At 38.1% G+C, this 25260-nt stretch carries 33 protein-coding genes and 1 pseudogene; 13 read left to right on the plus strand and 21 right to left on the minus strand.

Annotated features, from left to right (window positions below; all coding sequences use genetic code 11):
• Positions 1–148: 148 nt before the first annotated feature.
• The gene (locus RCJ95_RS16600) at positions 149–673 is read right to left on the minus strand and encodes a GNAT family N-acetyltransferase (RefSeq protein ID WP_446722503.1); all 525 of its coding nucleotides are present in this window, start codon (positions 671–673) and stop codon (positions 149–151) included.
• A 254-nt stretch (positions 674–927) separates the two neighbouring features.
• On the opposite strand from RCJ95_RS16600, the gene RCJ95_RS16605 reads away from it, so the two are divergent.
• The 3 genes from RCJ95_RS16605 to RCJ95_RS16615 all read left to right on the plus strand — a co-directional run bounded on the left by RCJ95_RS16605 (position 928) and on the right by RCJ95_RS16615 (position 1860).
• On the plus strand, positions 928–1233 hold the full coding sequence (locus tag RCJ95_RS16605; protein ID WP_446722504.1) for a hypothetical protein: 306 nt from the start codon (positions 928–930) through the stop codon (positions 1231–1233).
• A gap of 97 nt (positions 1234–1330) precedes the next feature.
• Positions 1331–1675, plus strand: a complete 345-nt coding sequence (locus RCJ95_RS16610; RefSeq protein WP_221682368.1) for a hypothetical protein — start codon at positions 1331–1333, stop codon at positions 1673–1675.
• 32 nt (positions 1676–1707) lie between these two features.
• Positions 1708–1860, plus strand: coding sequence for a hypothetical protein (locus tag RCJ95_RS16615; RefSeq protein ID WP_221682370.1), 153 nt, complete (start codon positions 1708–1710; stop codon positions 1858–1860).
• A gap of 34 nt (positions 1861–1894) precedes the next feature.
• Here the strand turns inward: RCJ95_RS16615 and RCJ95_RS16620 are convergent, their stop codons facing one another.
• Positions 1895–2368 (minus strand): hypothetical protein, encoded by a 474-nt coding sequence (locus RCJ95_RS16620; RefSeq protein ID WP_312130964.1) that lies wholly within the window; start codon positions 2366–2368, stop codon positions 1895–1897.
• A gap of 134 nt (positions 2369–2502) precedes the next feature.
• Between RCJ95_RS16620 and RCJ95_RS16625 the strand changes: the two genes are divergently transcribed.
• Positions 2503–3180, plus strand: a complete 678-nt coding sequence (locus RCJ95_RS16625) for a hypothetical protein (protein WP_257522105.1) — start codon at positions 2503–2505, stop codon at positions 3178–3180.
• A gap of 52 nt (positions 3181–3232) precedes the next feature.
• On the opposite strand, the gene RCJ95_RS16630 is transcribed toward RCJ95_RS16625, so the two are convergent.
• Positions 3233–4252: a serine hydrolase domain-containing protein gene (locus RCJ95_RS16630; RefSeq protein WP_446722505.1), complete on the minus strand. Its 1020-nt coding sequence runs from the start codon at positions 4250–4252 to the stop codon at positions 3233–3235.
• Positions 4253–4412: 160 nt separating this feature from the next.
• Between RCJ95_RS16630 and RCJ95_RS16635 the strand changes: the two genes are divergently transcribed.
• A complete protein-coding gene (locus RCJ95_RS16635) occupies positions 4413–5114 on the plus strand; it encodes a DUF421 domain-containing protein (RefSeq protein ID WP_221682267.1) in 702 nt (233 codons plus the stop codon).
• 71 nt (positions 5115–5185) lie between these two features.
• Here the strand turns inward: RCJ95_RS16635 and RCJ95_RS16640 are convergent.
• The 3 genes and pseudogenes from RCJ95_RS16640 to RCJ95_RS16650 all read right to left on the minus strand — a co-directional run bounded on the left by RCJ95_RS16640 (position 5186) and on the right by RCJ95_RS16650 (position 7557).
• A pseudogene (locus RCJ95_RS16640) lies at positions 5186–5837 on the minus strand (DUF2306 domain-containing protein).
• Between the two features lie 120 nt (positions 5838–5957).
• Positions 5958–6371, minus strand: a complete 414-nt coding sequence (locus tag RCJ95_RS16645) for a GNAT family N-acetyltransferase (protein ID WP_446722506.1) — start codon at positions 6369–6371, stop codon at positions 5958–5960.
• Between the two features lie 604 nt (positions 6372–6975).
• The gene (locus RCJ95_RS16650; protein WP_257522103.1) at positions 6976–7557 is read right to left on the minus strand and encodes a group-specific protein; all 582 of its coding nucleotides are present in this window, start codon (positions 7555–7557) and stop codon (positions 6976–6978) included.
• Between the two features lie 83 nt (positions 7558–7640).
• Between RCJ95_RS16650 and RCJ95_RS16655 the strand changes: the two genes are divergently transcribed.
• Entirely contained in the window at positions 7641–7784 is a 144-nt protein-coding gene (locus RCJ95_RS16655) for a hypothetical protein (protein WP_320938616.1), read from the plus strand.
• 93 nt (positions 7785–7877) lie between these two features.
• On the opposite strand, the gene RCJ95_RS16660 is transcribed toward RCJ95_RS16655, so the two are convergent.
• From RCJ95_RS16660 to RCJ95_RS16675, 4 genes are all read right to left on the minus strand, one after another.
• A complete protein-coding gene (locus tag RCJ95_RS16660; RefSeq protein ID WP_446722507.1) occupies positions 7878–8345 on the minus strand; it encodes a hypothetical protein in 468 nt (155 codons plus the stop codon).
• Positions 8346–8417: 72 nt separating this feature from the next.
• Positions 8418–8918, minus strand: a complete 501-nt coding sequence (locus RCJ95_RS16665; RefSeq protein WP_257522102.1) for an NUDIX hydrolase — start codon at positions 8916–8918, stop codon at positions 8418–8420.
• Positions 8919–8926: 8 nt separating this feature from the next.
• Positions 8927–9301 (minus strand): hypothetical protein, encoded by a 375-nt coding sequence (locus tag RCJ95_RS16670; RefSeq protein WP_221682274.1) that lies wholly within the window; start codon positions 9299–9301, stop codon positions 8927–8929.
• 105 nt (positions 9302–9406) lie between these two features.
• Complete coding sequence (locus tag RCJ95_RS16675) at positions 9407–9859, minus strand: hypothetical protein (RefSeq protein WP_221682275.1); 453 nt, start codon at positions 9857–9859, stop codon at positions 9407–9409.
• A gap of 248 nt (positions 9860–10107) precedes the next feature.
• On the opposite strand from RCJ95_RS16675, the gene RCJ95_RS16680 reads away from it, so the two are divergent.
• Positions 10108–10425, plus strand: coding sequence for a GNAT family N-acetyltransferase (locus tag RCJ95_RS16680; protein ID WP_369354175.1), 318 nt, complete (start codon positions 10108–10110; stop codon positions 10423–10425).
• A gap of 193 nt (positions 10426–10618) precedes the next feature.
• On the opposite strand, the gene RCJ95_RS16685 is transcribed toward RCJ95_RS16680, so the two are convergent.
• Positions 10619–10852 carry a helix-turn-helix domain-containing protein gene (locus RCJ95_RS16685; protein WP_320938622.1) on the minus strand — a complete coding sequence of 78 codons (234 nt, stop codon included), beginning with the start codon at positions 10850–10852 and terminating at the stop codon, positions 10619–10621.
• Positions 10853–10876: 24 nt separating this feature from the next.
• The gene (locus tag RCJ95_RS16690; protein ID WP_446722508.1) at positions 10877–11266 is read right to left on the minus strand and encodes a hypothetical protein; all 390 of its coding nucleotides are present in this window, start codon (positions 11264–11266) and stop codon (positions 10877–10879) included.
• 66 nt (positions 11267–11332) lie between these two features.
• Here RCJ95_RS16690 and RCJ95_RS16695 point away from each other — a divergent pair, with 66 nt between their 5' ends.
• Together RCJ95_RS16695 and RCJ95_RS16700 are read left to right on the plus strand one after the other, a co-directional pair.
• Positions 11333–11491, plus strand: a complete 159-nt coding sequence (locus RCJ95_RS16695; protein ID WP_202342117.1) for a hypothetical protein — start codon at positions 11333–11335, stop codon at positions 11489–11491.
• Between the two features lie 183 nt (positions 11492–11674).
• Entirely contained in the window at positions 11675–11815 is a 141-nt protein-coding gene (locus RCJ95_RS16700) for a hypothetical protein (protein WP_202342116.1), read from the plus strand.
• 334 nt (positions 11816–12149) lie between these two features.
• Here RCJ95_RS16700 and deoD read toward each other — a convergent pair whose 3' ends face one another.
• Together deoD and RCJ95_RS16710 are read right to left on the minus strand one after the other, a co-directional pair.
• Positions 12150–12857, minus strand: coding sequence for a purine-nucleoside phosphorylase (gene deoD / locus RCJ95_RS16705; protein ID WP_446722509.1), 708 nt, complete (start codon positions 12855–12857; stop codon positions 12150–12152).
• A gap of 111 nt (positions 12858–12968) precedes the next feature.
• Positions 12969–13187 carry a YozE family protein gene (locus tag RCJ95_RS16710; RefSeq protein WP_257522098.1) on the minus strand — a complete coding sequence of 73 codons (219 nt, stop codon included), beginning with the start codon at positions 13185–13187 and terminating at the stop codon, positions 12969–12971.
• A gap of 248 nt (positions 13188–13435) precedes the next feature.
• Here RCJ95_RS16710 and RCJ95_RS16715 point away from each other — a divergent pair, with 248 nt between their 5' ends.
• Positions 13436–15277, plus strand: a complete 1842-nt coding sequence (locus RCJ95_RS16715; RefSeq protein WP_103118074.1) for a methyl-accepting chemotaxis protein — start codon at positions 13436–13438, stop codon at positions 15275–15277.
• A 251-nt stretch (positions 15278–15528) separates the two neighbouring features.
• Here the strand turns inward: RCJ95_RS16715 and msrB are convergent, their stop codons facing one another.
• The 5 genes from msrB to RCJ95_RS16740 all read right to left on the minus strand — a co-directional run bounded on the left by msrB (position 15529) and on the right by RCJ95_RS16740 (position 19227).
• Complete coding sequence (msrB, locus tag RCJ95_RS16720; RefSeq protein ID WP_048395692.1) at positions 15529–15957, minus strand: peptide-methionine (R)-S-oxide reductase MsrB; 429 nt, start codon at positions 15955–15957, stop codon at positions 15529–15531.
• Entirely contained in the window at positions 15950–16483 is a 534-nt protein-coding gene (gene msrA / locus RCJ95_RS16725; protein ID WP_274773169.1) for a peptide-methionine (S)-S-oxide reductase MsrA, read from the minus strand. Before msrA ends, msrB begins: the two co-directional genes overlap by 8 nt.
• Before the next feature lie 12 nt (positions 16484–16495).
• Positions 16496–17077 carry a YpmS family protein gene (locus tag RCJ95_RS16730; protein ID WP_004230217.1) on the minus strand — a complete coding sequence of 194 codons (582 nt, stop codon included), beginning with the start codon at positions 17075–17077 and terminating at the stop codon, positions 16496–16498.
• A gap of 4 nt (positions 17078–17081) precedes the next feature.
• On the minus strand, positions 17082–18011 hold the full coding sequence (locus RCJ95_RS16735; protein WP_255601626.1) for a GDSL-type esterase/lipase family protein: 930 nt from the start codon (positions 18009–18011) through the stop codon (positions 17082–17084).
• A 373-nt stretch (positions 18012–18384) separates the two neighbouring features.
• A complete protein-coding gene (locus tag RCJ95_RS16740) occupies positions 18385–19227 on the minus strand; it encodes a DegV family protein (RefSeq protein WP_446722510.1) in 843 nt (280 codons plus the stop codon).
• Positions 19228–19502: 275 nt separating this feature from the next.
• Here RCJ95_RS16740 and trhA point away from each other — a divergent pair, with 275 nt between their 5' ends.
• The gene (gene trhA / locus RCJ95_RS16745) at positions 19503–20138 is read left to right on the plus strand and encodes a PAQR family membrane homeostasis protein TrhA (RefSeq protein ID WP_016993322.1); all 636 of its coding nucleotides are present in this window, start codon (positions 19503–19505) and stop codon (positions 20136–20138) included.
• Between the two features lie 43 nt (positions 20139–20181).
• On the opposite strand, the gene RCJ95_RS16750 is transcribed toward trhA, so the two are convergent.
• The gene (locus RCJ95_RS16750; protein WP_221682282.1) at positions 20182–20658 is read right to left on the minus strand and encodes a dihydrofolate reductase; all 477 of its coding nucleotides are present in this window, start codon (positions 20656–20658) and stop codon (positions 20182–20184) included.
• Between the two features lie 160 nt (positions 20659–20818).
• Between RCJ95_RS16750 and RCJ95_RS16755 the strand changes: the two genes are divergently transcribed.
• A complete protein-coding gene (locus RCJ95_RS16755) occupies positions 20819–21736 on the plus strand; it encodes an alpha/beta hydrolase (protein ID WP_313150138.1) in 918 nt (305 codons plus the stop codon).
• Positions 21737–21798: 62 nt separating this feature from the next.
• Positions 21799–22995 (plus strand): class I SAM-dependent rRNA methyltransferase, encoded by a 1197-nt coding sequence (locus tag RCJ95_RS16760; RefSeq protein WP_313150137.1) that lies wholly within the window; start codon positions 21799–21801, stop codon positions 22993–22995.
• Between the two features lie 241 nt (positions 22996–23236).
• Here the strand turns inward: RCJ95_RS16760 and RCJ95_RS16765 are convergent, their stop codons facing one another.
• Positions 23237–25225: a S9 family peptidase gene (locus RCJ95_RS16765; protein ID WP_312128876.1), complete on the minus strand. Its 1989-nt coding sequence runs from the start codon at positions 25223–25225 to the stop codon at positions 23237–23239.
• Positions 25226–25260: the final 35 nt, after the last annotated feature.

Below are 25260 nucleotides of genomic sequence, written 5' to 3' on the forward strand. Positions count from 1 at the left end.
CTTCGAACAATTGAAGGATATATAGTTTCAACTCGAGTGAATGTTTGCTTCGCCCCATAAAAAATACTCCCCTTAGATAAACAGATTTTATTTTTTCATCTGTCTACCTAATAGGGAGCATATCACTTATAGGAATCTGGTCTCCCTATTATTTAATAAGTGAGTATATATAAGTATCATGGGGCACATTATGTTGATGCATATATTTTTTTAATAAGCCTTCTTGTTCGAAGCCTATTTTCTGCAATAGTAGATTGGAAGCTTCATTTTCTTTAAATACAATGGCTCCAATTCGTACTAAATCCATTTCTTCAAAACCATAGGAAATAGCTCGTTTGACAGCTTCCTGAGCATAGCCATTTCCCCAATATTCAGGCAAAAGGGCGTAGCTGATTTCCGCTCTTCGATGCTCTATTGACCACTCTTGAAAGCCGATTGTACCAATAATTCCTTCATGATCCTTTAATGCAATGCCCCATTTAACACCACGTTTTTCGGCAAAATTGTTTGCAAAATTTCGAATGATTTGCTGCACTTGACCTAAGCTCGTTAAGGGCTGTTGTCCATAATGGCGCAAAACTTCAGGATTCGAAAAGCACGCAAGTAGAGCTTGTCCATCAGAACTCGTCAATTCCCTTAACACTAATCGTTCAGTATGTAATATTGGAAACATCATATACCTCTTTTATCGTAGATTTATGAATCAAATTTTACATTTATCCACTGGCTATTGCAATCTCTATTTCCACTTGGTGCTACTTTATTAAAAGGACAAGGCTAGTTGCCCTGCCCCTTTTGTGCGTGTTAGTTTGCTTGTGCACCCCAACAGAGTAAGTCTACCATAGCTATCTATACATTCTCTCAACAAATCCTCAATGATTTCTATGTCCACAATAAGTTGTAAATTGTCAATGCGAGGTGAACGGAATGAAACACTTTCCACTCATACATACAATTTTTTTGGATGCCGTCGTTGCAGTCCTTGTAGTTATGATTATTACGCACCTAATTAAGAAAATGTGTCATATAAAGCCTTTCTGGGTTCAGACCATTGCACTAGTTGTCGGCTTATTCATTTCTATTTTCATCAGCCACCGAAATAATCTTCTTGCAGGACTATTCATGGGCTGGTTTTATGGCTATACAGCAATTGGAAGTTATGCTTCCTTAAAAACTTCTTATCTTACCTATAAGCAAAAGAAACGAAGAAAGAAGAAGTATACTGCTCCTTAATGGTAACTATTGCACCTTCATACACGAGAGTTTATACTAAATTTTAACAAAAACACTTAATAAATTTCATACTTGTTAAGTTGCCTTTTGATAAACAATGAATTGGAGAGGAGGAAAAAATATTTCTGAACAAGATCTTACACCTGAAGAAATCGATGCTATTTTATCTAGTCAGAAGAAATTTAATCGCCCTGCAAGCCAATTAGATATACAAAATATGACGACAGCAATCACTCTTGAACTAGAAAAAGAAACAAAAGCTGAAAAACCGAATGAACAAATAATCCAACAATTAAAGCAATTGCTAGAAAATTATACTACTTACACTGTCTATATTAATGATAATTCAGCCGACAGCATTTTCTATTCTTTTTACCCAAAGAAAAAAAGTTTAGTTACTGAAAATATCAACGACATTCAATTTCTTATAATTCGCCCATGAATGTGCACCCTAGGAAACGGAGGAAAATCAACGTGTCTAAATTCATTACGTTTTCCTTTAATACGAAATATACCGATCAAATTCAGGAAACATTTTCATTTGAACAATTAGGGATTAATGAGCAATTACCTAGCGATGAAATAAACTATGTGATCGTCTCAACCTTTCCTTTAGCATCTTTTTAGAAGAAGATGAATGACCGTTGTATCACCTTTTACTTTAGAATATCTTTACTTGTTCTCGCAAAGTGGTAATGAACACGCGAATTTGTTCCATCGTCACAATAATACATAATGCAGGCCCACATTCTCTTGCACCATAATGATTCTTTTCATAAGCATCTAGTACAAACATTAATTTATAACGTTGCTCTGCTTCCTCCCTCTCCTCTTCAGGAATTTGAAAGATACCGTATCCAGGAAAAAAATATTCGCCATAATGAGGGATATGATAGATGCATAGGCCAGGATCATGCGGCTCCAGCATACTTAAATAAGCAAGCTCCAATTGTGTTATGTCTTCTAATAATTGAAGGAAATCTCTTTTTAAACAGGAAATCTCAGTATTTATCGCTGGGAAAGCTGGCCCAAAGCGAAATTCAATACGAAACTTTACACTTTCCTCATTCACCATTAAAATATCTAGCTCTACCTCACAACTCGGCTGACTCGAATAATCTTTTAAAATTGCCACTATACCGCCCCTTACACTTGCTTAATCGTCGTTCTCTCTACAATATACTACGAAACTATTATTTTACCAAATAAATGAAATTATTCACATTTATGTATGGTATAATAGATTTTATTCATTTTTGGGAGGTGAAGGTGTTGAAAAGATATTTGGTGACAAGCATTTTAGTAGGAGCCATCTTCCTGACAGGCTGTGAAAAGAATGACAAAGCAGCCTCAACACTATCTACATCAGTAGATGAACAAATAATCACAACGGAATCTGTCAGGGTACCTGTTCCATTAGTCTTAACGCTAGCGCAGAAAGAATACTACTATAAAGAATATTCGGCAATTGTCAATAAACTAAATGAAGAGTATGGGACAGGCTTTAAGCTAGATCCCATCACATCATTCTCAGCAAATTATTGGCTTGAATTGAAAGATTTTGAAGACATGTTAAAAGGTAGAATAGACACTTCTTATGTCGTGGTCGATAATAAGGAAGTTTTTTCTCCAGTTAAAGTACCGAAATTCGTTGAATTACATATGGGGGCACATCGAACAATGATTCGAGTGGATGGTTCATTTGACACCCAACTAAGCATGGACATTCCTGGGGGAAGACAGTTATTTTCGGTTATGCATTCCTTGTCTTCTACAATTGAACAGGGTAAGGGCTACTGGACGCAAATGGGGTATGACCCTTCCATTAAAGATCAAGGCAGTGCTTACAATATTGCGATCGGTGGCTACTATTCATATAATGGTGTATCCTCACCTCATATTATTGAGATCGAGTATTATTGTAATATACATGGTGGCATTACTTAATAACTAGCAATACGCTTGTCTGTAATCTTTTTCACAGACAAGCCTTATTCTTTTATAGGGTAGCCTCTATTCCTTTCATCATATCAAAAGCTCCCTTAGATTTATTGGAACATACGACAACTTTGATGGAAGAAGCAGGATAATAGGCTGAATGGAAGCACACGCCAGGATCATACCCCATTACATGGTATTTCAGTATTGCTTGTTCACTATTCTTCTTAATCCATACACCATAGCCATAACTATCATTTTCATTGAGTTCAACATGTGGCATTAATAGCTGATTCGTTAAATCTTCATTTAAAAGTTCAAAATTCATCAGTGCACTCCAGAACTTTGCCATATCCTTCCCCGTTACGAATGCACCCCCATCAGAACCCCCCTTTACAGGTAAAGAATAGATATTTGTTTTCCAGGTTCCATCTGGGTTGTCTATGTACCCTAATGCTGTATTAGCTGGCAAAGAATCTAACGAAAAATAGCCTGATTCCGTCATATGCACCCGATCGAATAGATGTTGTTGAATGTAATCGGAAAAATCCATACCAGTTGCTTGCTCTACAATTAAACCTAATACAATATATCCTGCATTATTGTAGTGAAATCGCTCACCGACTTTATATTTCATTGGACGATTCTGAAATAAAGGTAAGAAATCAGACAATGTTCGAAGCTGATACATTGGATTATCAACCCATAATGCTTCAAAATTCTCCATTTCTTCCTCATCAAAATAATCAGGTATTCCTGACGTATGTGTTAGCAGATGAGCGATGGTTACTTGCTCATCGAAGTGCTGAAAATGTTGAGGCAGACAATCGTATAATTTCGTGTCAAATGCAATCTTCCCTTTTTCAATAAGCTGACAAATAGCGACTGCAGTGAAAATTTTACAGCCAGATGCAATGCCAAAACGAGTTTTGGCATGATTGTCGATTTGTTCTGAGCGATTCGCATAGCCAAAACTTTCTCTAACTAAGGCAACCTTCTCCTGATTTTCCACTAGCACCGTTCCTGAAAAATTAACCTTCTCTTGTATGTCGATTAGAATATTTTGTAATTTTGTGTGCATAGGTATTCTCCTGATTTTCTTAAAATTACTAAATAATAGCTTTTTTATTTTAACCATATCGTTTTGAACATATTTTTACAAGTCTATTTAGTTTCAATCCTGAAGATCCGCATAATCATGTAACGGAAGGAAACAATAAGAAAAAAAAGGATGTGTCGCTGTGGAATTTTTTCATAGTCAAGAATCACTTACTGCTATTCAATGGATTCTGCGAGCCATTGTCGCTTTTTTCTTCCTACTTTTCGCAACAAAAATTATGGGACAGCGCTCTATTTCTCAGTTAAGAATGCTGGATTTTGCAATGGCTATCACACTTGGGAATATTATCGCACATCCCTTATCTGATGAAGGTTTAGGAATGAAGGGTTCCATGATTACCATGACCGTTTTAGTTGTGCTTTACCTCATCGGTGTTTTTTTGAGCCTAAAATGGGTTGCCTTTCGTCATTTGATAGACTCCCCGCCGATTCCCCTGATTAAAAATGGGCAAATTATTAGCGCCAATTTGCAAAAGGCTAGAATATCTGTAGATTTACTTTTATCGGAGTTAAGAAAAGAAAAAATTGAAGAGGTTCAAAATGTAGCACTAGCATTATGGGAACCAGACGGATCGATCTCTAGTTTTTTGCACACACCCTACCAAACACCAACACGAGCAGATATGAATTTACAGCCCGAACCCTTTTTTCTTCCCACTGTTCTTATTAAAGAGGGAAAAATTGATTACCATGAGCTTAGCAAGACTAAGCATTCTGAGCAATGGTTGATGAGTCAACTAAAAACAATCTATAACCTAGAAATAAAAGATGTCCTTCTTGCCACAATGGACCAAAAGGACAATTTGCATGTTTTTAGATACTAATTAAAAATAATTGCCAACATAAAAAGCATTAGGCTCTATTTTTAATCCCAATATTGAAGAATAAATTCAAGTCAAGTCGTCTTTGTAACGCATCCTTTGTCTTTAGATGCAAAGAGCTTACGCTGGATATACCATTCCATCACGATTAAATTTGGCACCCAACATAGCCAAGCGATAGAGGCATAACTATACTGAAAATTATCAAAGCCAAATAATACCGTAAACAAAGGTAGCCAGATTCGCAATGTCACAGCTGCAAAGGTTAAAGCATAATTTCTTAGCATCCATTTCTGATGGCCTTGGATATTTCTTTTTTTAATAGGGACCAGCGCCTGAAACATGGTGAAGAGCCACCCTATGGATAATAAAGCAAAGCCTAGCTGTGCTACCCATCCTCCTGTTGCGTTCAGTGCTAAATAAAGTCCTGCCAAGCCACCAAACAAAATACTAACCATATATATTGCCTAGTAGTCTATGGCGTTTCACATTTTTCTCTCGTAACTTTGATGACAACGTAAAAGGACCGATGACGAGAGCTAATATACCGAATACAATATGTATATAGAGCACAATATACCAAAATGAATGCAATGTAGCATTAAGCATAAGCTTTAATTGTACAAATCCAGCCTTCTGTGCATCGAATAGTAAATATTGAACAATTGAATAGCCCGCTATGAACAATGCCAAGCCACATATTATCCACCACAATTTTTGTTTCATTTTTATAGCTCCTTTCAATGTTAGCGTACCATTCAAATCTCCTATCTTTTAACACAGATAAATAAGAGGGCGGAAAAAGCACATAAGTGGACGTTTATCGACAGTACAACGAATTAACCATTAGGTAGTGTAGGTTAATAGACAGCCAAAACGTTCCACTCCAGGGTATTTTTCTCCTAAACTTGTAATATGAAAGCCGTTATTTTTATAAAAAATCACTGCGTCCTGATCTGTTTCTGCGTAAATAGAAGAAAATACATGATGTTCTTCCACATATCGTATCATCTCACGGCCAATGCCTTTTCCCCGATAAGCGGGCGATACGGCTATATGTTTAATTTCACACTGATTTGCCTCTCTTTTAACAATTCCTATACAACCAACAATGTCTTGTTCAAAGGTATAGCCATACAATAATCTTTCTGGACATGCAATGTACAATGAATATTCCTTCTCCACTTTCTTTTCGGAAGTGGCATAGGATAATAATGTTTTCACTTCGGGATGAATTTTGCTTGAATGGATCATTTCCATGGAATTCTACCTTTCTGGGCATCGTCTCAACTTACTAATAATACCTTTAAATTACTATAATTGTAAATAAAGCATTCGTATTATCATTTAAAAATCCCATAATATACCTAAAAATTATCTCTTATGTTATGATGGTTTAAAAATTGAGGAGGGAGTACCTTGCTGGTTAAAGGCTATAAATTTAGTTTACCTCGCTTTTATTGGCTATTGTTCATACCTATCTTTTTGGGGACGAGTTACAAAGCATTATTTTTTGATTGGCATATACAAAAATATACTTTTCAAGAGCTAGAAGATTTCGGTCGTTATATAATAATACTAGCTACAAGCTTCATAGAGGCCTTTTTCTATCTACTTATTTTTCGATTGATTGTCTATTTGCTTCAACACGTTTTTCAAAAGTTTACTAGGAATCATAGCGAATGAGCTGGAGAAAGAATTGTGTTTGCGCCGTTGAAAGAATATCCATTGCAGCTAACAGAAGGTATGCTGCTGGCATAATCTTTTATGAAGCAGAAGAAAGAGGTATTATTTTTCCATTGCCATTCAATTTGGACAAAAAAGGGCAGCCAGCTACTCGGCAACCCCTATTTCTCTTCCCACCTCAATTAGTGTTCATGCTAGGATTATGTTGATTCCACGAAATAATTTCCACATCGTCTACGTTGACATTGCCTAAGCTAAAGAGATGCGGAATATACGCAAAAAGCCCAAAGTTCTTCCCTTTTTCGTTCTCCGTTTGGAAATAGTCTACAGTTGCTGATGGTAGCTCTTCTAGTTCTCTATAATCAGGTAATGACAGTAGTTTTATATCCTCTGCAGCAATGGCCCCTGCTGGCCCTTTATAGTGTTCCTTAGAATACAGGTACATCGCATTACGATTAGCCGCTAGTTTTTGGATTGGAATTTGGTAAAACATTAGACTTTCTTTCGTTGCAATACCTAGCTCTGTTAATGCCTTATATAGATGACTAGGATGGATTGGTAGGAAATGAACAACATCATTCCACAAGCAATTTAATTGAGGAATTTCTTTCATGAATAATTTCGGCCTCTCTGGATGATCAAAATATTTTTTCGAATATCGTTCATATAAATGTGGATACATTGCCCCTAACCTATTTAATGGCATGAGCTCCTGACCCACCATTTCCCTTGGAACCATATGATAAACATATCTCTGCATGACAAGCACCTCCACCTAACTAATTCTTCATACATTTGGAAATTCCTGTTACAATCATTGTATAAATAGAAAGTAGGTGCAAGATGGAATTATTAGTTATCATTCTTATTTTTGCGGGGATTTTTGCTATATATGATTCCATTAGACGAGTTAGCAAAACTATTTTGGAGCAAACGGAGGAACTAAAGAAATTACGAGAGGCGCTGAAAGGTAAGGATAAAAATTAGAAGGGCTAATACTTTTGCTTTGGATAATCCATCGAATTAGCAATATCAATCAGGACTTCAGCCGTCACTTGATCTGCCACATCTCGATCAATACTAAAGACATATTGCCAATTGTCTCTTTAAAAACACGAGTAAATGAAAACCAATTCGTGGGTTTTCAATATAGGCTGCCTCACTACCATTTTTCAGCTTAAATACATCCGTTTTATATTTTTCAAATGACATTTTATGTTGAACTGGTCGAACCTTGATTTTGAAATGATTTTGTGGCAATTGATCACTGATCATTACCACCTCCAGCTGATCATTCATTTCTCCTTCCAAATCACTAAACCTTCCAAAATGATGCGTAAAGCTGATTGGCGGTACTCGTAGGGGTAGCTTCAGCTCTTTATTATAGTGGTGTTCGAACTCTTTTACGGCTATTTCTACTGTTTTATAGCCGATTTCAGGAAGAAATTCTTCAAGAGGTTGTGGCGAATCACTGTCCTTTGCAGAAACCAAATAAAAAGGGGAAACATACGCAAATAAAGATAGTCCAATAAGAATACGCTTGTTCATATTAACGCTCCTCTATCCTGTTTGAGTATAGATTAACCTTCTGAATCAAAATTATGCTGGCACTGATCACTATCATGGCATAGTCTTATCGTTAAAAATGGACGTAAAATAGCGAAGTGTCGGTACTACTTTATTCGCGTGTAGCATCTTTTCAAGCTCTAGCTTTGTGACCCATTGAACAGCTGTCACTTCCTCCTCTTGAAGCATGGTGTCACAAATTTCAAAGCTTTGTTCAAATAACCAAACATCGTAAAAATCATTGAAACAATCACGACGCTCACTCTTTACTAATTGTCCATTAGTCCTCAATAATGATATCCCGATTTCCTCTTCCACCTCCCGAATAGCCCCGTCCAAACTACTTTCACCCGCGACTATAGAGCCTCCCGGACATTCCCATAAATGAGGATAATGTTTATTGGGATGTCTTTTTGTTAGAAGGAATTTTCCCTTGTTATTGCAAATCCATACGTGCACAACGATATGGTAATCTTCAGCTGCTAATTTTGTCCCACGTACATGATGCTTATTTGTTTTTTTGCGATTTTTATCATAAATATCCCAGACTTCCATTGAGCACCTCATTTCTGAATTTGAACAAGCACATACTGCTTCGTCCACATTTCCGTCGTCACAATGGAACGTTCATCATTTTTTTCGAAAAATAGACCGCTCCCCTCTTTTTCAAGAAATGCCCATCCTTCATTAGCCATCATTTGCTGAATGTCCTCGTCTACCTTCTGTATGCCCCTAGCTGAGAGGGCTGTGAGGTACCAAGTTGCCTTCTTATCATTGGAGAGCGCCACTAAATCGAAGGAGGATGCATTTAATTTTTGTATGGCTTCCTTTGGTGTAAGGGAATCGATTGGCAAAGGAGGATATAATAATTTATTGCTATCAATAAAGACCGCACTTACTACGAAAAGAGCTGCTATTAGTAAACCTATTTTTTTCAAAGCTCACTCTCCTCCTTGTCTGGTTAAGAATCGGCTGCTAAAATTTATCTGTAAAAGAGAGCTTCTATTTTGAAGCGGTCATACGTTTATTTTTTTCATTGCTATTCAAGCTTTTAATAATGAAGAAAAGTTATAGAAAGCGTTTAAAACATCTTCCCCTAATGGATCAGCAAATGCTTGATTTTCAAATGGGAAGATGCCTTCATTCTCTAACTGCTCCAAATATTTTTTGAAGCCTTGATCTATAGCCTCCATATACCCCCTAAGAGAAAATTGATAATTAAAGATTCTTTCGATAGGATAATGACTTTTATGTTCAATTAATATGTATTCACCATCGCAGGAAAAAATATAGTAATCATAGTTTCCGTGACAATCTATCATTACTTCATTTGTATTACCTTGATAAAAACGGGTGAGCGTGGAGAAAAATTGCGGGATGGCTATAAAGGCTAAACCAGATCTAAAACTAAAAAGTTGTTCATCATTTGACACATCAAATTGAATATCCCCACCCTCTAAATTAATTTTAATCGTACACATATACTTATTTTTCAAAAATATACCCCCTCTATAAACCTATACTTTCATATTTTACCTTATTAAGTAAATAAACTATAGAAGATGTTACAAGAAAAGGTATTGGAAAATACATGTTGATAGTTGGCGAACAACCTATAAACATATTGTGCCAGCAGAATATTTAAGTAAATTATCCTACGAACAAAGAACGCAATTATGGACGCAACAAATTGCCTACAAAACGAAGTATGTCCTAGTAGCTGAAAATGAATTAGGCGACATTATTGGCTTCACATCTGCAAGTAAAAGAGACTCAACCCCTACCCTATTCCAATTATGTAGAAACGCTCTATCTTTTAGAAGAATATCAGGGAAAAGGGATAGGAAAACAATTGTTGAAGGAAATCTTTCATTACTTTCATCAAAAGATCTACCAAACTATATTTGTCGAAATCTTGGCTGAGAATAAAACACGTTATTTTTATGAATATTATGGGGCGGAGCTTATAAAAAGCTTGGAAATTACAATTGGTGGGAAAGTGTTAGAAGAGTTAGTGTACGAATGGAAAGATATCGAAGAAGCTATAGAAAAACTAGTGTAATAAAATTGATTTTTCTAGTCAAAGTAAATAAGGAAAATGTTTTCAGAGATGGACAGTTTGTTTTATCCCTTATAACGTAAATATTATTGACAAATATATGTAATTATCTTTCAACAACAAAGGCCATTCATCACAAGTGACTTTTAATTGTATACTTACTATACGGCTCGTATGCTTCCTCTTGCGAAAACTACTAGGTGACAGATGTACATATTTGCTGAACGTTTTTCCCAAATACGAGCCGTCTGCGAATCCTGTTTGTGCCAAGTAGCATATGCTTTGCTTGAGCAATTCGAATTTGATTAACATATTCTGCATAGCTCCAACCTGTTTCCTTCTTAAACAATGAGGAGAAATAGCTTTCGTTAAAACCAGTGAGGTTGGCCATAAAAGAGCGAGTTAGCGGTGCTTCAAAATGTTGTTTCATATAGGTAACTGCCTGTTGAATCGCTTAATCATGTGTCACAAAACTGATATCGATATTCTTTCTTTCAAAAATCGTATCAAGCAACTCATGCAGTAGCAAATGGAGCTTAGGAGTGGCATTTACCTTTTGTGTTTGCTGAAACTGCTCCAACAAATTTTTCAGCAGTCCTTCTGTATATCGAGGAAATTCCATAACCTGTCTATACCCTGGCAAATGGGCTGTATCAGCCACATAGAGCAGCGTGTTTTGCTCATCCATGAATAAAATCCACTGCTTTACAACAAACCGTATAGCCTCGCAAAACTCTGCTAAAGGGCTGCTTCGGTTTGTTGTAAGTTCCTTCGTAATTGAAACAATTGAGCTTATCTTGCAGCCTACTGTAGCTGAAGTAAACCTCATTTCCTTATTTACCATTTTACTTCCAATTAATACTTTGCTATGTTATGATTTCTTTATAGAGGGTTATTTGGAGGTTATTATATGCGACATTATTTAGTTTACGCTCTATTACTAATGATGATTTTTATTGCAACGCTTAACTCTTGGGGTGATACATCTAAAACAGTATGGTATGTAATTGCATCTATAAGCATTACCTGTTTAATGCTAATGAAAACAATTGAGAGAAAAAAACACTAATTAATAGGCCTATTATTGCCTGCGGTATTAGTAAATCTCAACTTTTATCTACTTACCACCTCTGTACTAACTCATACACCTTACTATGTTACGATAGAGTTTTCAGCTAACCAGGAAAAAAGGTAGTTCTTTTTAGAGAGGATACTTCATGATGAATAGATTAAAAGCAGTAGGATTTGTTTTATGAATACTTATAATTCAGGAGATATTTTAATTAGTGCTTTCTCGATTTTCTGGTTACTATTTTCTCTAGTTCCAATTGTTTTTTCCTTTGGTTTGCTATCCGTACAACTAAGCAATAAAAAAGGCAATCCAGATTATTAGAGGAAATCAATAAAAAATTAAAACGTACATAAGAGATTTCATCAACCATTCGACACTTGAAACAATTTCCCGTCATGCATCAAACTAGGTACTTGTGCTTAAAATTACGCACAAGTCCATTTGTAAATGCCACGTCAATCACTTCGAAAACCTCTAGCATGTCTCTCACAACGTTCCATTTAATCATTCATTAAATTCATATGGCTTGTTTGTGAAAGTTTGACGGGACACTAAAAAAGCCCATTAGGCTCTGATTTATTCAGTCACCTAACAGGCAATTCGTGTAAAGGTTTGTCCTTTGATATTAAATCCAAACCATAAATCCTTGATACGCTTAGTCTTGAATCGCTGCGTCTAAAGCTACCACGATCATGTCATTGAATGTTGTTTGACGTTCTTCAGCTGTCGTTACTTCACCTGTGATGATATGGTCACTAACTGTTAGAACAGCAAGTGCTTTACGGCCGAATTTTGCCGCTAATGTGTAAAGAGCTGCTGATTCCATTTCTACCGCTAGTACGCCGTATTGAGCTAATTTTTCGTTTTGGTGCTCATCTGAGTAGAATAAATCTGCTGTGAAGATATTCCCTACTTGTAAGTTAAGACCTGCATCTTTACCTGCATTGTATGCTTTTAATAAAAGATCAAAGTCAGCGATTGGTGCGAAATCGATAGCACCGCCCCAGATGATTTGGTTCATACGTGTATCAGATGTTGCTCCTTGAGCTAAAATCACGTCACGTACTTTTACATCTTTTTGAATTGCACCACAAGTACCTACACGGATTAATTTTTGAACATTATATTCTTGCATTAATTCTGTTGCATAGATTGAAATAGATGGCACACCCATACCAGTTCCTTGTACAGAAATACGTTTTCCTTTATACGTACCAGTGTATCCAAACATATTACGTACTTCGTTGTAGCAAATTACATCTTCTAAAAATGTTTCCGCAATGTATTTTGCACGTAATGGATCTCCTGGAAGTAAAATTGTGTCAGCGATTTCACCTTTTTTTGCATTAATATGAATACTCATACTGCAATCCCTCTTTTCTGTCAGTTATCACTATAAATAATACTGTGTTTCTGTCATTTACGCAATGCTAGACGTCTAGCAACTACAAAATTATTTATAGTTTTCGTACAATTATGCTTGTTCCTCATAAAGTGACCACAAAGTATCAAAGGTCTGGATTGTTAAGTTTTCCGTTGCATAGGTTTCTATATAGTCGGACAACTCATTAAAGTCTGTGCTCTGCTTTGGAAAATTATGCTCATGAAACACTTCCTCTGCAAAGCGTACTTTAGGGTCAGACCAATCGCCACCTCGAAAGGTTAGGACATATAAATAAAAACTTTTCTTCATCGAACAAATTCCCCTTTTTACGCATTGGCTTTTCGCTAGTGTATCAAAAAAAATTGTATTCGTCATAAATTCCACTACTACTATATTTTATCCACTTATGATTTTAGAACTATTTTCATAGTCTATCCTGACTTTTGTCATAGTTATTTTATCTGAAAAATTTTAATTTTTAGAAATAAAGATAGAAAAATCTAGCAAAATAAGATAAAATTGAAATCGATTATTTAAAAAATAGGAAGGTGATGGCGATGAAAAAGACTAAAAAAACCCATGGTACAGCGAAAAAACGCCCGTCTCTCTTTACTTTTAGCTTTTTTAAGAAGAGGAAAGCTTCTACACAAGGGGAAACTGGGAAAAATCCCCCTCCTATTAAAGAAAAACGACAACGTTTTTACCATTTAATTCGGGGTAAAGTGCTTATTATGTTTGCACTTCTTATTGTAATTAACGGTATTATGGGTATATTGTCCTATGTCAATATACAAAACTTGCAGCACCAAATGGAAGATTTCACAAAGAAAAATGTGCAGGAGCAACTAACGGTGAATCAACTTGCCTATGAGATTGCTAGACTGACCAATTTAGAGCAATCGTATTTAATTACGGGTAACGGCATTTATTCTACTTCTTATCATTTAAAAATAGATACCATTAATAAAAAGCTAGCCGCTTTGAAAGATCAATTTCAAGATCGACAAGTGGAACTCGGTCATATGCAAGCTATCGAGCAATATTATAAAAATTACCTTGATTATTCAGATAAAGTCATGACAATGCGTGATGAGCTCGGTCTTGAGCAGGCTCGTAAACTGATGATGGGTGCTACTGGGGAAACAATGAAAACGCATATCGATCAAAACATTGAGACCATTAATACTGTCATGGACGATTCCAATAAAACAAAATTAGACAAGCTTAACCAGCAGGTAAATATTTCTATCACTACATTCTTTCTCGTTTCAATCGTTGGCTTTTTAGCGATTGTAATTTTTGGCTTTATGCTATTTAAATCATTAAAACGTAATACACAGGCGATTAATGACTCTATCCTTGATATTGCGCAAGCAGGAGGCGATTTGACAAGACGTGTAAATGTACGTAATCGTGATGAATTTTCGATTATTGCAGCCTCGACAAATACGTTAATTGAGTCGATTTCTAACTTAATTCGACGCGTAAGTGAGTTGGCGGATCATGTATCAAGCAGCAGTCAGGAGCTAATGTCCTTAGCAGATGAAAATGCGCGTACCATTCAGGATATTGCGGATGCGACAGCAGATATTGCGAGTGATAGTGACAATACAATTTCCAGTATGAATAGTGCGCAGCAAAAAATGAGCGACTTAGAGCATTCAATGCATCAATTAAATGAGCAAGCGAGTGCTGTCCATCGTGCCTCTATCGCCATGCAGCAAGCAGCCGATGAGGGTAGCCGCTCTGTGGAGCAATCATCACTCGTCATGCAATCCATTGAAGAAACAATGGCTTCTACAACATCTACTGTGGAGGCGTTGGGTCGTAAATCTGCGGATATTACGTCCATTATTGGTACGATCACGGCCATTTCTGAGCAAACGAATCTCCTCGCTTTAAATGCGGCGATTGAAGCGGCAAGGGCTGGCGAGCATGGACGAGGCTTTGCTGTCGTAGCCGATGAAGTTCGCAAACTAGCAGAGCAATCCCAAAGTGCAGCGAAAGAGGTGACATCGATTGTCACATCCATCCAAGATGAGGTCACATCCATCATTGCTCAAAATCACGAGGGTGTGACAACGGTCATCCGAGGCGTTGAAGTAACAAACGAAACAAATCAATCCTTAGCCAATATTTTATCGCATACCGAAGAAACAACGTCCATCATCGCGGCCATGGTGGATAAAATTGCAACAACGCTTGAAAATAGCAATGCGGTGGCAAGTGACTTCATTCATGTCAATGCCTACGCAGAACAATCCGCGGCCAACACCGTGACATCTGCGGCAGCAGCCACACAAGGCTCCGCATCCATGCAGGAAATCAACGCCGCAGCCACTGAGCTTGCCCAACAAGCAGATAGCCTACGCAACCTCGTGAGCGAGTTTAAAGTTTAAGCGAACTGAAAGAGAGGGAGAACCAATTTTTTATTGGTTCTCCCTTGACTTTGCGGGGCTATCCCTCACTTTGAGCATTCTATCCGCTACTTTTTCAGGTTTATCCTTCACTTTCACATTTCTATCCAATTATTTGAGGGCTATCCCCCTAATTTGCGGGGCTATCCCTCACTTTGAGCATTCTATCCTTCTAAACTGCTGTGTCATGACCACAAAAAAACCTAGCAAGGAGCTACCTTGCTAGGTTTTTACTATTTAAATAGTGCTAGGTATTCGCCATAGCCTTCTTTTTCTAAATCTTCTTTTGCGATAAATCGAAGCGCTGCTGAGTTAATGCAGTAGCGTAAGCCGCCTTGCTCACTTGGGCCGTCTGGGAAAACATGTCCTAGATGCGAATCCGCTTCTTTACTGCGTACCTCCACACGACGCATACCGTGAGATGTATCGAAATGCTCGGTTACCTGTTCTTTTTCAATCGGCTTTGTGAAAGCTGGCCAGCCACAGCCTGAATTGTATTTATCGAGTGAGCTGAATAAAGGCTTGCCAGACACAATGTCTACGTAGATGCCTTCTGCAAAATGGTCATCAAATTCATTACGGAATGGTGGCTCTGTGCCATTTTCCTGTGTTACATAGTATTGCATCTCTGTTAATTCTTTTAAACGTTGTTCCTTATTCATGTTTGTTCCCCCAGTGTTGCTCCTGAAACGCTCGACGACCTGATCCAATCGAATAGCGCTCATAGTGCATTGGATTTTTCTTATAATACTGTTGATGATAATCCTCAGCCGGATAAAACGTAGTGGCTGGTAAGATTTTTACCATAATTGGTTTATCAAATTTGCCAGACGCTTGTAAATCCGACTTTGAACGTTCAGCTAGCTCACGCTGTTCTTCGTTATGATAAAAAATAGCCGTTGTGTAGGATTCTCCACGGTCGTAAAATTGCCCGCCTGCATCTGTTGGGTCAATTAAAGTCCAATAAATCGCAAGTAGCTGCTCGTAGCTATATAACTCATCATCAAATTTGATTTGTACAGCTTCCACATGCCCTGTTGTTTCTGAGCAAACCTGTTCATAGGTAGGATTTTCAACATGTCCACCTGTATAGCCTGAGATTACGGAATCAATCCCAGGTGTTTCGTCAAAAGGCTTGACCATACACCAAAAACAGCCTCCCGCAAATGTTGCATATTGCTTTGCCATTCATTTCACTCCTTATTCACCAGGAACAATAATTTCCAATAAGATTTTATCCTTTGGTAAGTCCAACTCTTTAGCACGTACACGTGAACCAGAGGCAATGTTAATACGCGATAAATCAATATATATTTCTGCTTTATTCGGATTCACGGTAATCCAAGAGGGAAATTCCACCGAATCGCGCATGATTTTCATTGTCGTTTCTGGTGGAATGTTTAATAACCCTACATTCATGCCTGTCTGTTTTAAAATAATATTTCCCTTGTCATCCACAATGGGGTCAAAATTCATGGAAATAGGGATTTCCGTATAAAATACCGTTAGTGTGCTACGTAATTGAATATCATCCCCAATTGTGAAATCCAGTGGTAAAGGAGAGCCTTTCGCTGCATCCTTTAGGTATTTTTTTGATATCGATTCTAATTCCTTTGTTGTGGTTTGCACCACGAGTACATTCCCTTTGCTTTCACTTTCACCTGCTGAACTCTTCGCAACATGGACATCATCCACTGGTCTAGTTGCTAAAAAAACGACGAGGAGGATTGCAAAAAGCACTGTGCCCGCTAAGGCGAAAAACGCGACTTTCCATTTATTCATTTTGTCACTCCTCGAAGCCTATTGCCTTGTTAATCTTTTTTTCCATACCACACTGCTCCATTGCTGCTAGTATACGCTCTGTCATTTTTTCATACCCCTTTGCATTCGGGTGAAAAAAGTCTGTATGATAGACGAGCTCTTCATTTGAATCAAACAAATCTTCTACTGATACGTAACAAGCATTGGAATCCTTGCTGGCTACTTCCTCAATCACATTATTCCATTCTGTGATAATCGTATCAAATTCATTCGCCTCATTGGTTACAATCGAAAAAGGATTGTAAAAACCAATGAGTAATAAGGGCACTGTCGGATTTTTAGCACGAATGCCTTCTACGATTTTGCTGTAACGTTCCTTGTATGCCAATAATTCCTTATCAAAAGCATCACGTTTCAGGTTAAATAAATCCTGCCTGACGACCTTCATGACATCATTGCCACCCATTGTTAAGGAAATTAGCTGGGCTTCTTGCATCTCTTCATCATAATGCCCTTTTTTCACTAATTTTAGTAGCTGATCACTGCGTCTACCACGTTTGCCCCGATTATCAACCTCTACATCCGAAATCGAAGGCCATGCGAGCAATGAATCTGCTAATCTTCCAACATAACCGTCTTGACTATACTCATCACCGACACCATCTGTCAACGAATCTCCCAGTGCCAAGTAATGTAGTTGCTTTGCTTGTTCTTCATCAATTTGCGATAAATCCTCTGCTGATGGCTCAAAAAAATGTTCAAAAATTTGCGTCAACATATTCTTAGATGTTTTTTCCTCATCTTCTGTTTGTTGCTCATCCTGCGGTATATCTTGCTCCGTTCCTGCTTGCTCACCTTCAGGTTCTGCTTGCGGATTCGGTTCATCGATTGATATTGCACAACCACTTAGTACTAAGACGGTCAAACATGACAACATAAATCGCCAAATGTCCATTTGACCACCTTCCATCCCTTTCTATTACTTCTATTATAGAATAGTTCATGTCGCAATGAAAAGTGACTTACCCTTAGTTCTCCATAATTTTGTGCTCTTGCCAAATTTCCTCACTCAATAATGATAAATAATTAGGAAGATTTCTGATTATTTTTGGTGGCACCATGATCACTGTTTGATTGAAGCTGCTCTTCTTTGGTGGAAAACGCTCACAATTTGATTGGAGCCGCTCTTTTTTGTTAGCAAAGTGATCACATTTTTATTGAGGACGCTCATAGTTAGTCGAAAACTGCTCATCCCTCTTGTCAAAGTTGCTAGGAGAAGCACGCATAAAAAAAGCCACTACATTTACTTATGTAGTAGCTCCTTCTTATTATTCTGCAAAATAAATAAAACCAATTGCTCCTGGACCTGTGTGTGTCGAGATGATTGGAGATGTAAAGGCAATTTCAACATCGTTAAAGCCGGTTTCTTCGATCAGCGCTTTTAATGGGTTACCCATCGTTACTAGGCCATCTGCATGGGAAATGCCGACTGCCTTCACTGTTTTTCCAGCTGTATCTGCTTGGAATTGTTTAAATAAAAAATTGACTACTTGTTTATGACTACGTACCTTTGACACAGGATTGTATACGCCACCTTCAAGGTTGGCAATGACTTTGATGTTTAGGAGAGAACCGATAAAGCCTTTTCCTTTACCAATTCGACCGCCTTTGATTAAGTTTTCGAGCGTGTCTACAATAACGTATAAATGTGTATTGTCTCGTACCTTTTCTAAACGTGCCACGATATCCTCCAAAGTGGCGCCTTCATCTCGCATACGGATTGCCTCTCGTAGTTGGATAGCTAAACCAATCGCGATAAAGCGTGAGTCAATGACTGTCACATCAGCATCTGTCATTTGTGCTGCTTGACGGGCTGATTCTACCGTTCCACTCATACCGCCAGTCATATGGATGGAGATAATTTGATCGCCATCTTTACCGAGCTCATCATATAATTCTTTAAACTTACCTGGTGCTGGTTGTGAACTTTTCGGTAAATTTTTTGCATTTTTCATTAAGCCTAAAAAAGATTGTGGCTCTAAGTCCACTCCATCTGTATATGTTTGACCATCAATTTGAATCGTTAAGGGCACGATATGTATGCCATGTTGTGCTACTTCTTCTTTTGTTAAATCACAAGTTGAGTCCGTTACTATATGAATTCGTCTCACTTCGACACATCCTTTTACTTCATTAAAATTTATTATATAGACTAATGAATCATTATGTAAACATGACATTTGTCATTAGGCAAAGCTCTGTCCTAGCTCGCATGTAAACGCTACCTTGGATACTATAGCGTTTTCACCTACCTCCTGTCTATCAATGCCCCTCAAAGAATATGACAGGCTTATGACATTTTTGATATGAACTATATGACAAATGTAAATGTTCATCTATAAATTATTGGGGTATAGTAAATGTATGAACGAAAGGAGTGTTTCAAATGGTTGATTCATTTGACTATAAATCATGGAGGGAAGAGCTGTGGAATGCCATAACACACGGTATTGGTTTCATTGCTAGTATTCCGGCACTGGTTGTTCTACTGTTAGCAGCCGTACAAACAGGAAATGCCCTACATATTACAACCTTCAGCATTTTCGGTGCGTCTGTCATCATTCTGTTTTTAATGTCTACATTACTACACAGTATGCCAGAAAAATATAAACACTTTTTCGCTATTTTGGACCATTCGTCCATTTATATTTTAATTGCCGGCACCTATACGCCGTTTTTATTAATTGCCGTTGGTGGTACCCTTGGATTGACGCTACTATGTATTATTTGGTCGTTGGCTGTGCTTGGTGTGTTGTTTAAATGTTTCTTTATTAATCGCTTTGAAGTACTTTCCTTAATTTTTTATATTGGCATGGGCTGGTTAATTATATTTGCCATTAAGCCCGTTTATCTGTATTTAGGTTTACATGGCTTTGCTTTACTGTTAGCAGGCGGGCTATTTTATACGATTGGAGCCATCTTTTATGCATGGCGCTCTCTGCCCTTTAATCATGCAATCTGGCACCTCTTTGTGCTAGCTGGCTGTGCCTCCATGTACGCGTGTGTTTATTTTTATCTATAATAAAAGCAATCGCTCATTGTGAAGGGAGCGATTGCTTTTTCGTTTATTTACGTTCGAAAATTTGATATTGGAATGTATAGCCTTCTGGGGCTGTTTCAGGCTCCTCTGAAGAGACTTGAACAAAATCTTGCTCATAGCTCGGGAAATAGGTGTCTCCCTGAAAGGCATGATTAATTTTTGTGATATACAAGCGATCAGCTATCTCCATCACTAAACGGAAAATTTGCTCGCCGCCAATAATCATCACCTCAGGTACATCTCCAGCTAGCGCTAAAGCTTCTTCCAAGCTAGTCACAGTTTCAATGCCTTCTGCCTGATAGTTTTCATCACGTGTAATGACGATGTTGCGTCGCCCTGGAAGTGGTCGACCGATTGATTGAAATGTTTTACGTCCCATAATCATAGGCTTGCCCATTGTTTTTTGTTTAAAATACTGCAGATCCCCAGGTAAATGCCAAGGCATCCCATTGTTATATCCGATGACGTGATTGTCATCATGTGCCACAATTAAAGAAATCATACTGTCCCTCCAAATACTTTCGTCCCTTTTATTATAAACATAATGCGCTTATTTCACCTATTTTTAAATAAATAAACATTTGTTACACCTAAATCCTAGTAAAATTATATGAATAGTTTATAATAAGAATAACAAACCTCTCAATAAAGGAATGATGAAGATGATAACTTTAAGAAAAGAAGCTGTTCAATATCTAGAAGCTCAGCGTACTGGTACACCTTATTACAAAGTTTCACCGCAGGAAGCGAGAGCCATGCGGACGGTTACACAATGGCAATCTGCACACAAACCGAAGCTAGCATCCATTGAGGATCACAAAATTACAGTGCGAGATGGCGAACAAATTACAGTTCGGCTTTATACGCCTGTACTCGGTAAAACATTACCTGTTATTGTTTATTATCATGGTGGAGGCTGGGTCTATGGCAATCTAGAATCTGTTGATGCAGGCTGCCAGCTATTAGCAGACCAGGCACAGGCGATTGTGGTATCAGTGGATTACCGCTTAGCACCTGAATATCCTTTCCCAATACCCTTACATGATGCCTACGATAGCTTAGTGTGGGTGCACGATCATATGGAAGCCTTAGGTGGCGATGCAAGTCGATTATCAGTTGCTGGGGACAGTGCTGGCGGAAATTTGGCTACTGTGGTTGCATACTTAGCTACTGCACTAGAGGGACCATCGTTACACGCTCAAACACTCATCTATCCTGTTACAAATGTCGATTTTTCAACAGTATCTTATCTGGCATATGGTGAAGATTACGGCTTAGATACACAAGCCATGCAGTGGTTCTCTCATCACTATACAGAGGAAGCAAACTTTACAAATCCACTTGTGTCCCCTCTTCAGCTAGAGGAAGTCCGTAACATGCCGAAAACGTTTATTATAGCTGCAGAGGCAGATGTACTCTTTGATGAGGGTCTAAGCTATGCACAGAAGTTAAAGGCTGCTGGTGTGGTAGTGGAACATATTACAATGTCAGGTTTAATCCATAGTTATTTCAGTAAAATGAATTATTTTGAAGACGCAACGATTGAAACCGTGACAAAAATTGCGCAATTCCTGAAATAAGTTTGGCTATCCCGTGCAAACAGTGCGATAATAGAGCAAAACGTTTTTTAAAGGATGACACTATGACACAAACAATAGCTCTACAAATACAACAGCCCTTTTCTGATCAATTAAAAAAAGGCTTCCCACTTATTTCAAAAGATGCGGTTGATGCACGACGTTTACCTGCTGAGCAAGGAACACTCCTCAAGCTCATGGATCACCATAACCGTTTTATTGGAACAGGTTACTATGGCGTCCAAAACAAAGGGATTGGCTGGGTGCTAACGACCGATCCGAATGAAACAATCGATAAAGCTTTTTTTATAAAAAAATTCAAAAAAGCCATCGACAATCGTGCTGCATTTTTTAGCAATGAAAACACAACAGCCTTTCGTGTGTTTAATGGTGAAGGAGATGGCATTGGCGGTCTCACGATTGATTTTTTTAACAGCTACTATATGGTAAGCTGGTATAGTGAGGGCATTTACTCATTTAAAGAAGTGGTGTATGAGGCGCTTGCTGAGACAGTGGACTACCAAGCTATTTATGAGAAAAAACGCTTTGATACCAAAGGACAGTATATCGAGCAGGATGATTTTGTGATGGGCACGCCAGGAGAATTTCCTATCATGGTGAAGGAAAATGGTATGACCTATGCTGTGCATTTAAACGATGGCGCGATGACAGGGATTTTTCTCGATCAGCGTGAGGTACGAATGGCTATTCGTGAGCGTTATGCCAACAATACAGATATGCTGAATACATTTTCCTATACAGGAGCATTTTCTGTGGCAGCCGCTCTAGGAGGAGCCATCAAGACAACGAGTGTAGATGTGGCAAAGCGTAGTCTAGCCAAAACGATAGAGCAATTTAGTGTCAATCATATTGATTATGAGGCTCAGGATATAAAAGTCATGGATGTCTTCCATTATTTTAAATACGCACAGCGTCATGCTTTACAGTTTGACCTTGTCGTATTAGACCCACCTAGCTTTGCACGTACGAAGCAAATGACCTTTTCAACGGCAAAGGACTACCCTAAATTACTAAAGGACACGATTGCCATTACCGCTAAAAACGGCATCATTGTGGCTTCCACAAATAATGCCAGCTTCGGCATGAAAAAGTTCAAAGGCTTTATCGACCAAGCCTTTAAAGAGACTCATACACGCTATAAAATCGTTGAGGAATATGGTTTACCAAAAGATTTCCGTGTACCACGTGAATACCCTGAATTTAATTATCTGAAGGTCGTGTTCATCCAGAAAATCGACTAACCAATCGAGAATCACATCATGCTGTGATTCTTTTTTCTGTATCATTAAATAACGGTTCTTATACAACAATTTATTTATATAATTATAAAGCAAGTAGAGAAGATGTTTGGTACCTTTATAATAAAGGTGAACAAATCCTTTACCATGAGATTTTTCAAAAGATTGAATCGTTATAAACAATCATACAGGGCTTTTCTATTAAAAGTAGCCTAAGAAGATATTCTCTTCTTAGGCCACCCTATTATAGATATTTTACAAACCAATCACGAATATATTCAAGTCGATTAATTCGCAATGTGGGCTTTCCACTTCTTGACAGTTCATGATTCGCCTCAGGGAAACGCACGAATTTTGTTTGTTTTTTACGATACTTTAAGGCGATAAACAATTGCTCTGCCTGCTCAATTGGACAACGATAGTCTTTTTCACCATGTAAAATCAATAATGGTGTCTCCACTTTGTCTACATACTTCAGCGGCGAATGATGCCATAGCTTCTCTATATCATCGAGTCCTGCTTGAATTTGCCAGTCTGTAAAGTAATAGCCGATATCACTGACACCAGCAAAGCTAATCCAGTTCGAAATGGAGCGCTGCGTCACAGCTGCTTTAAAGCGATTTGTATGGCCCACAATCCAGTTAGTCATAAAACCACCGTAGCTTCCACCAGTTACTCCTAGACGATCCTGATCAATAAAATCATAGTGCTCCAGAGCGTAGTCTACCGCTGCCATTAAGTCCGCATAATCATTACCACCATAATCGCCACGTACTGCATCAACAAATTTTTGGCCATAGCCATGACTACCACGCGGATTAGTGTAAAGCACTGCAAAACCTTGTGCAGCAAGGATTTGGAATTCATTAAAGTAGGTATTGCCATACATTGCATGTGGACCACCGTGGATTTCAAGAATGAGAGGATACTTCTTCCCTGCTTCATAGCCAACTGGCTTCATAATCCAGCCATTGACCTTCCAGCCTTCTGCACCTTCAAATTCTATACTCTCTGGAACAGCTAATGTTTTGGTCTTTAAAAATTCTTCATTAATGGACGTCAACTGTTCTGTGTCACCCGTTTTTAGGTTCACATAAAACAGATCGCCTGGATTGGTCGTTGTGCTAATAGCCACAATAGCCTGATCGTTTTGCGCATCAAGTGAGAAGCCATAAACATATTGATCATCATGGATAGCTGGGTAAATTTCGCCATCTACATTTCCGTAATAGATCGCCGCATTGCCGTGATCTGTGACTTGGAAGTAGAAGCTATGATTATCATTCATCCATTGCACACGTGGTGACGCTACACCTTGCAGGAAATCACCGATGACAAAATCACCGACAGGCGCATCAAATTCACTTGTTACACAGTTTAGTAGTTTTTGCTCCATGTCATAAATCCAAAGCTTCGCTTGTGTGGCATTTTCAAATTCACGTTCTCCTCCTACAAAAGAAAGATAGCGACTATTCGGAGACCAAGCCGTTTGGTAATATGCTCCCGAACCTTCTGTTAGCTTGTGACTCTGTTTCGTTTCAAACTCCAATAAATAGATATCCACATTGAATGAGAAATCTAAATCCTCCGCTTTATCTGCTAAATACGTAAGGTATTTGCCATCTGGCGACCAAGTACCCAGATGGAAGTACTCTTTGCCTTCTGTCACTTGTTCTAGCTCTCCTGATTCCACATTGACAATGGCAATATGGGTAAACTGCTCCATATCAATAAATCCACCAGCATCCGATTTGTGTTTCATTTTCTCGATTTCTAGTGGCTTTAGTTCTTTATCCTTTTTCTTCTCATCCTCCGCTTTATCTAGGATGGTTTCATCTTTCCCTAGCACGACTGAAAAAGCAATTTTCTTGCCACATGGTGACCAGACAGGGGATGTCGCTCCATTTTTACAATGTGTCACCTGTTTTGCCTCTCCACCTGCTTTCGAAAGAACATAAATTTGTGACTTACCTGTTCTCGTTGACAAAAATGCAATTTGACTGCCATCTGGTGACCAAACAGGGGAACTCGTTCTATCTTCACCAAATGTCCATTGCTGTGGTGTTTTGTCCTTCAAGTTTATGTAAAACAAATTCGATATATAGTCATTTTTCTTCTCGTCCATACGAGTCTCTACATAAACTACCTCTGTCCCATCTGGTGAAAGCTGTGGATCTGCTACTGATTTTAAGCGATAAAGATCTTCTGGTTGAATCCCTTGTTTCGATGTCATGTTCTTGCTCCTTTGTATTGTAATTTTCTGTGCCT

The sequence above is a fragment of the Lysinibacillus sp. BSL11 genome, assembly GCF_052928325.1.

Coding starts and splice junctions, on each gene's coding strand:
- RCJ95_RS16600 (WP_446722503.1), bottom strand. CDS start 673: ATGTTTCCAATATTACATACTGAACGATTAGTGTTAAGGGAATTGACG.
- RCJ95_RS16605 (WP_446722504.1), top strand. CDS start 928: ATGAAACACTTTCCACTCATACATACAATTTTTTTGGATGCCGTCGTT.
- RCJ95_RS16610 (WP_221682368.1), top strand. CDS start 1,331: ATGAATTGGAGAGGAGGAAAAAATATTTCTGAACAAGATCTTACACCT.
- RCJ95_RS16630 (WP_446722505.1), bottom strand. CDS start 4,252: ATGCACACAAAATTACAAAATATTCTAATCGACATACAAGAGAAGGTT.
- RCJ95_RS16645 (WP_446722506.1), bottom strand. CDS start 6,371: ATGGAAATGATCCATTCAAGCAAAATTCATCCCGAAGTGAAAACATTA.
- RCJ95_RS16650 (WP_257522103.1), bottom strand. CDS start 7,557: ATGCAGAGATATGTTTATCATATGGTTCCAAGGGAAATGGTGGGTCAG.
- RCJ95_RS16655 (WP_320938616.1), top strand. CDS start 7,641: ATGGAATTATTAGTTATCATTCTTATTTTTGCGGGGATTTTTGCTATA.
- RCJ95_RS16660 (WP_446722507.1), bottom strand. CDS start 8,345: ATGAACAAGCGTATTCTTATTGGACTATCTTTATTTGCGTATGTTTCC.
- RCJ95_RS16665 (WP_257522102.1), bottom strand. CDS start 8,918: ATGGAAGTCTGGGATATTTATGATAAAAATCGCAAAAAAACAAATAAG.
- RCJ95_RS16685 (WP_320938622.1), bottom strand. CDS start 10,852: ATGAAACAACATTTTGAAGCACCGCTAACTCGCTCTTTTATGGCCAAC.
- RCJ95_RS16690 (WP_446722508.1), bottom strand. CDS start 11,266: ATGGTAAATAAGGAAATGAGGTTTACTTCAGCTACAGTAGGCTGCAAG.
- RCJ95_RS16695 (WP_202342117.1), top strand. CDS start 11,333: ATGCGACATTATTTAGTTTACGCTCTATTACTAATGATGATTTTTATT.
- RCJ95_RS16700 (WP_202342116.1), top strand. CDS start 11,675: ATGAATACTTATAATTCAGGAGATATTTTAATTAGTGCTTTCTCGATT.
- deoD (WP_446722509.1), bottom strand. CDS start 12,857: ATGAGTATTCATATTAATGCAAAAAAAGGTGAAATCGCTGACACAATT.
- RCJ95_RS16710 (WP_257522098.1), bottom strand. CDS start 13,187: ATGAAGAAAAGTTTTTATTTATATGTCCTAACCTTTCGAGGTGGCGAT.
- RCJ95_RS16715 (WP_103118074.1), top strand. CDS start 13,436: ATGAAAAAGACTAAAAAAACCCATGGTACAGCGAAAAAACGCCCGTCT.
- msrB (WP_048395692.1), bottom strand. CDS start 15,957: ATGAATAAGGAACAACGTTTAAAAGAATTAACAGAGATGCAATACTAT.
- msrA (WP_274773169.1), bottom strand. CDS start 16,483: ATGGCAAAGCAATATGCAACATTTGCGGGAGGCTGTTTTTGGTGTATG.
- RCJ95_RS16730 (WP_004230217.1), bottom strand. CDS start 17,077: ATGAATAAATGGAAAGTCGCGTTTTTCGCCTTAGCGGGCACAGTGCTT.
- RCJ95_RS16735 (WP_255601626.1), bottom strand. CDS start 18,011: ATGGACATTTGGCGATTTATGTTGTCATGTTTGACCGTCTTAGTACTA.
- trhA (WP_016993322.1), top strand. CDS start 19,503: ATGGTTGATTCATTTGACTATAAATCATGGAGGGAAGAGCTGTGGAAT.
- RCJ95_RS16750 (WP_221682282.1), bottom strand. CDS start 20,658: ATGATTTCTTTAATTGTGGCACATGATGACAATCACGTCATCGGATAT.
- RCJ95_RS16755 (WP_313150138.1), top strand. CDS start 20,819: ATGATAACTTTAAGAAAAGAAGCTGTTCAATATCTAGAAGCTCAGCGT.
- RCJ95_RS16760 (WP_313150137.1), top strand. CDS start 21,799: ATGACACAAACAATAGCTCTACAAATACAACAGCCCTTTTCTGATCAA.
- RCJ95_RS16765 (WP_312128876.1), bottom strand. CDS start 25,225: ATGACATCGAAACAAGGGATTCAACCAGAAGATCTTTATCGCTTAAAA.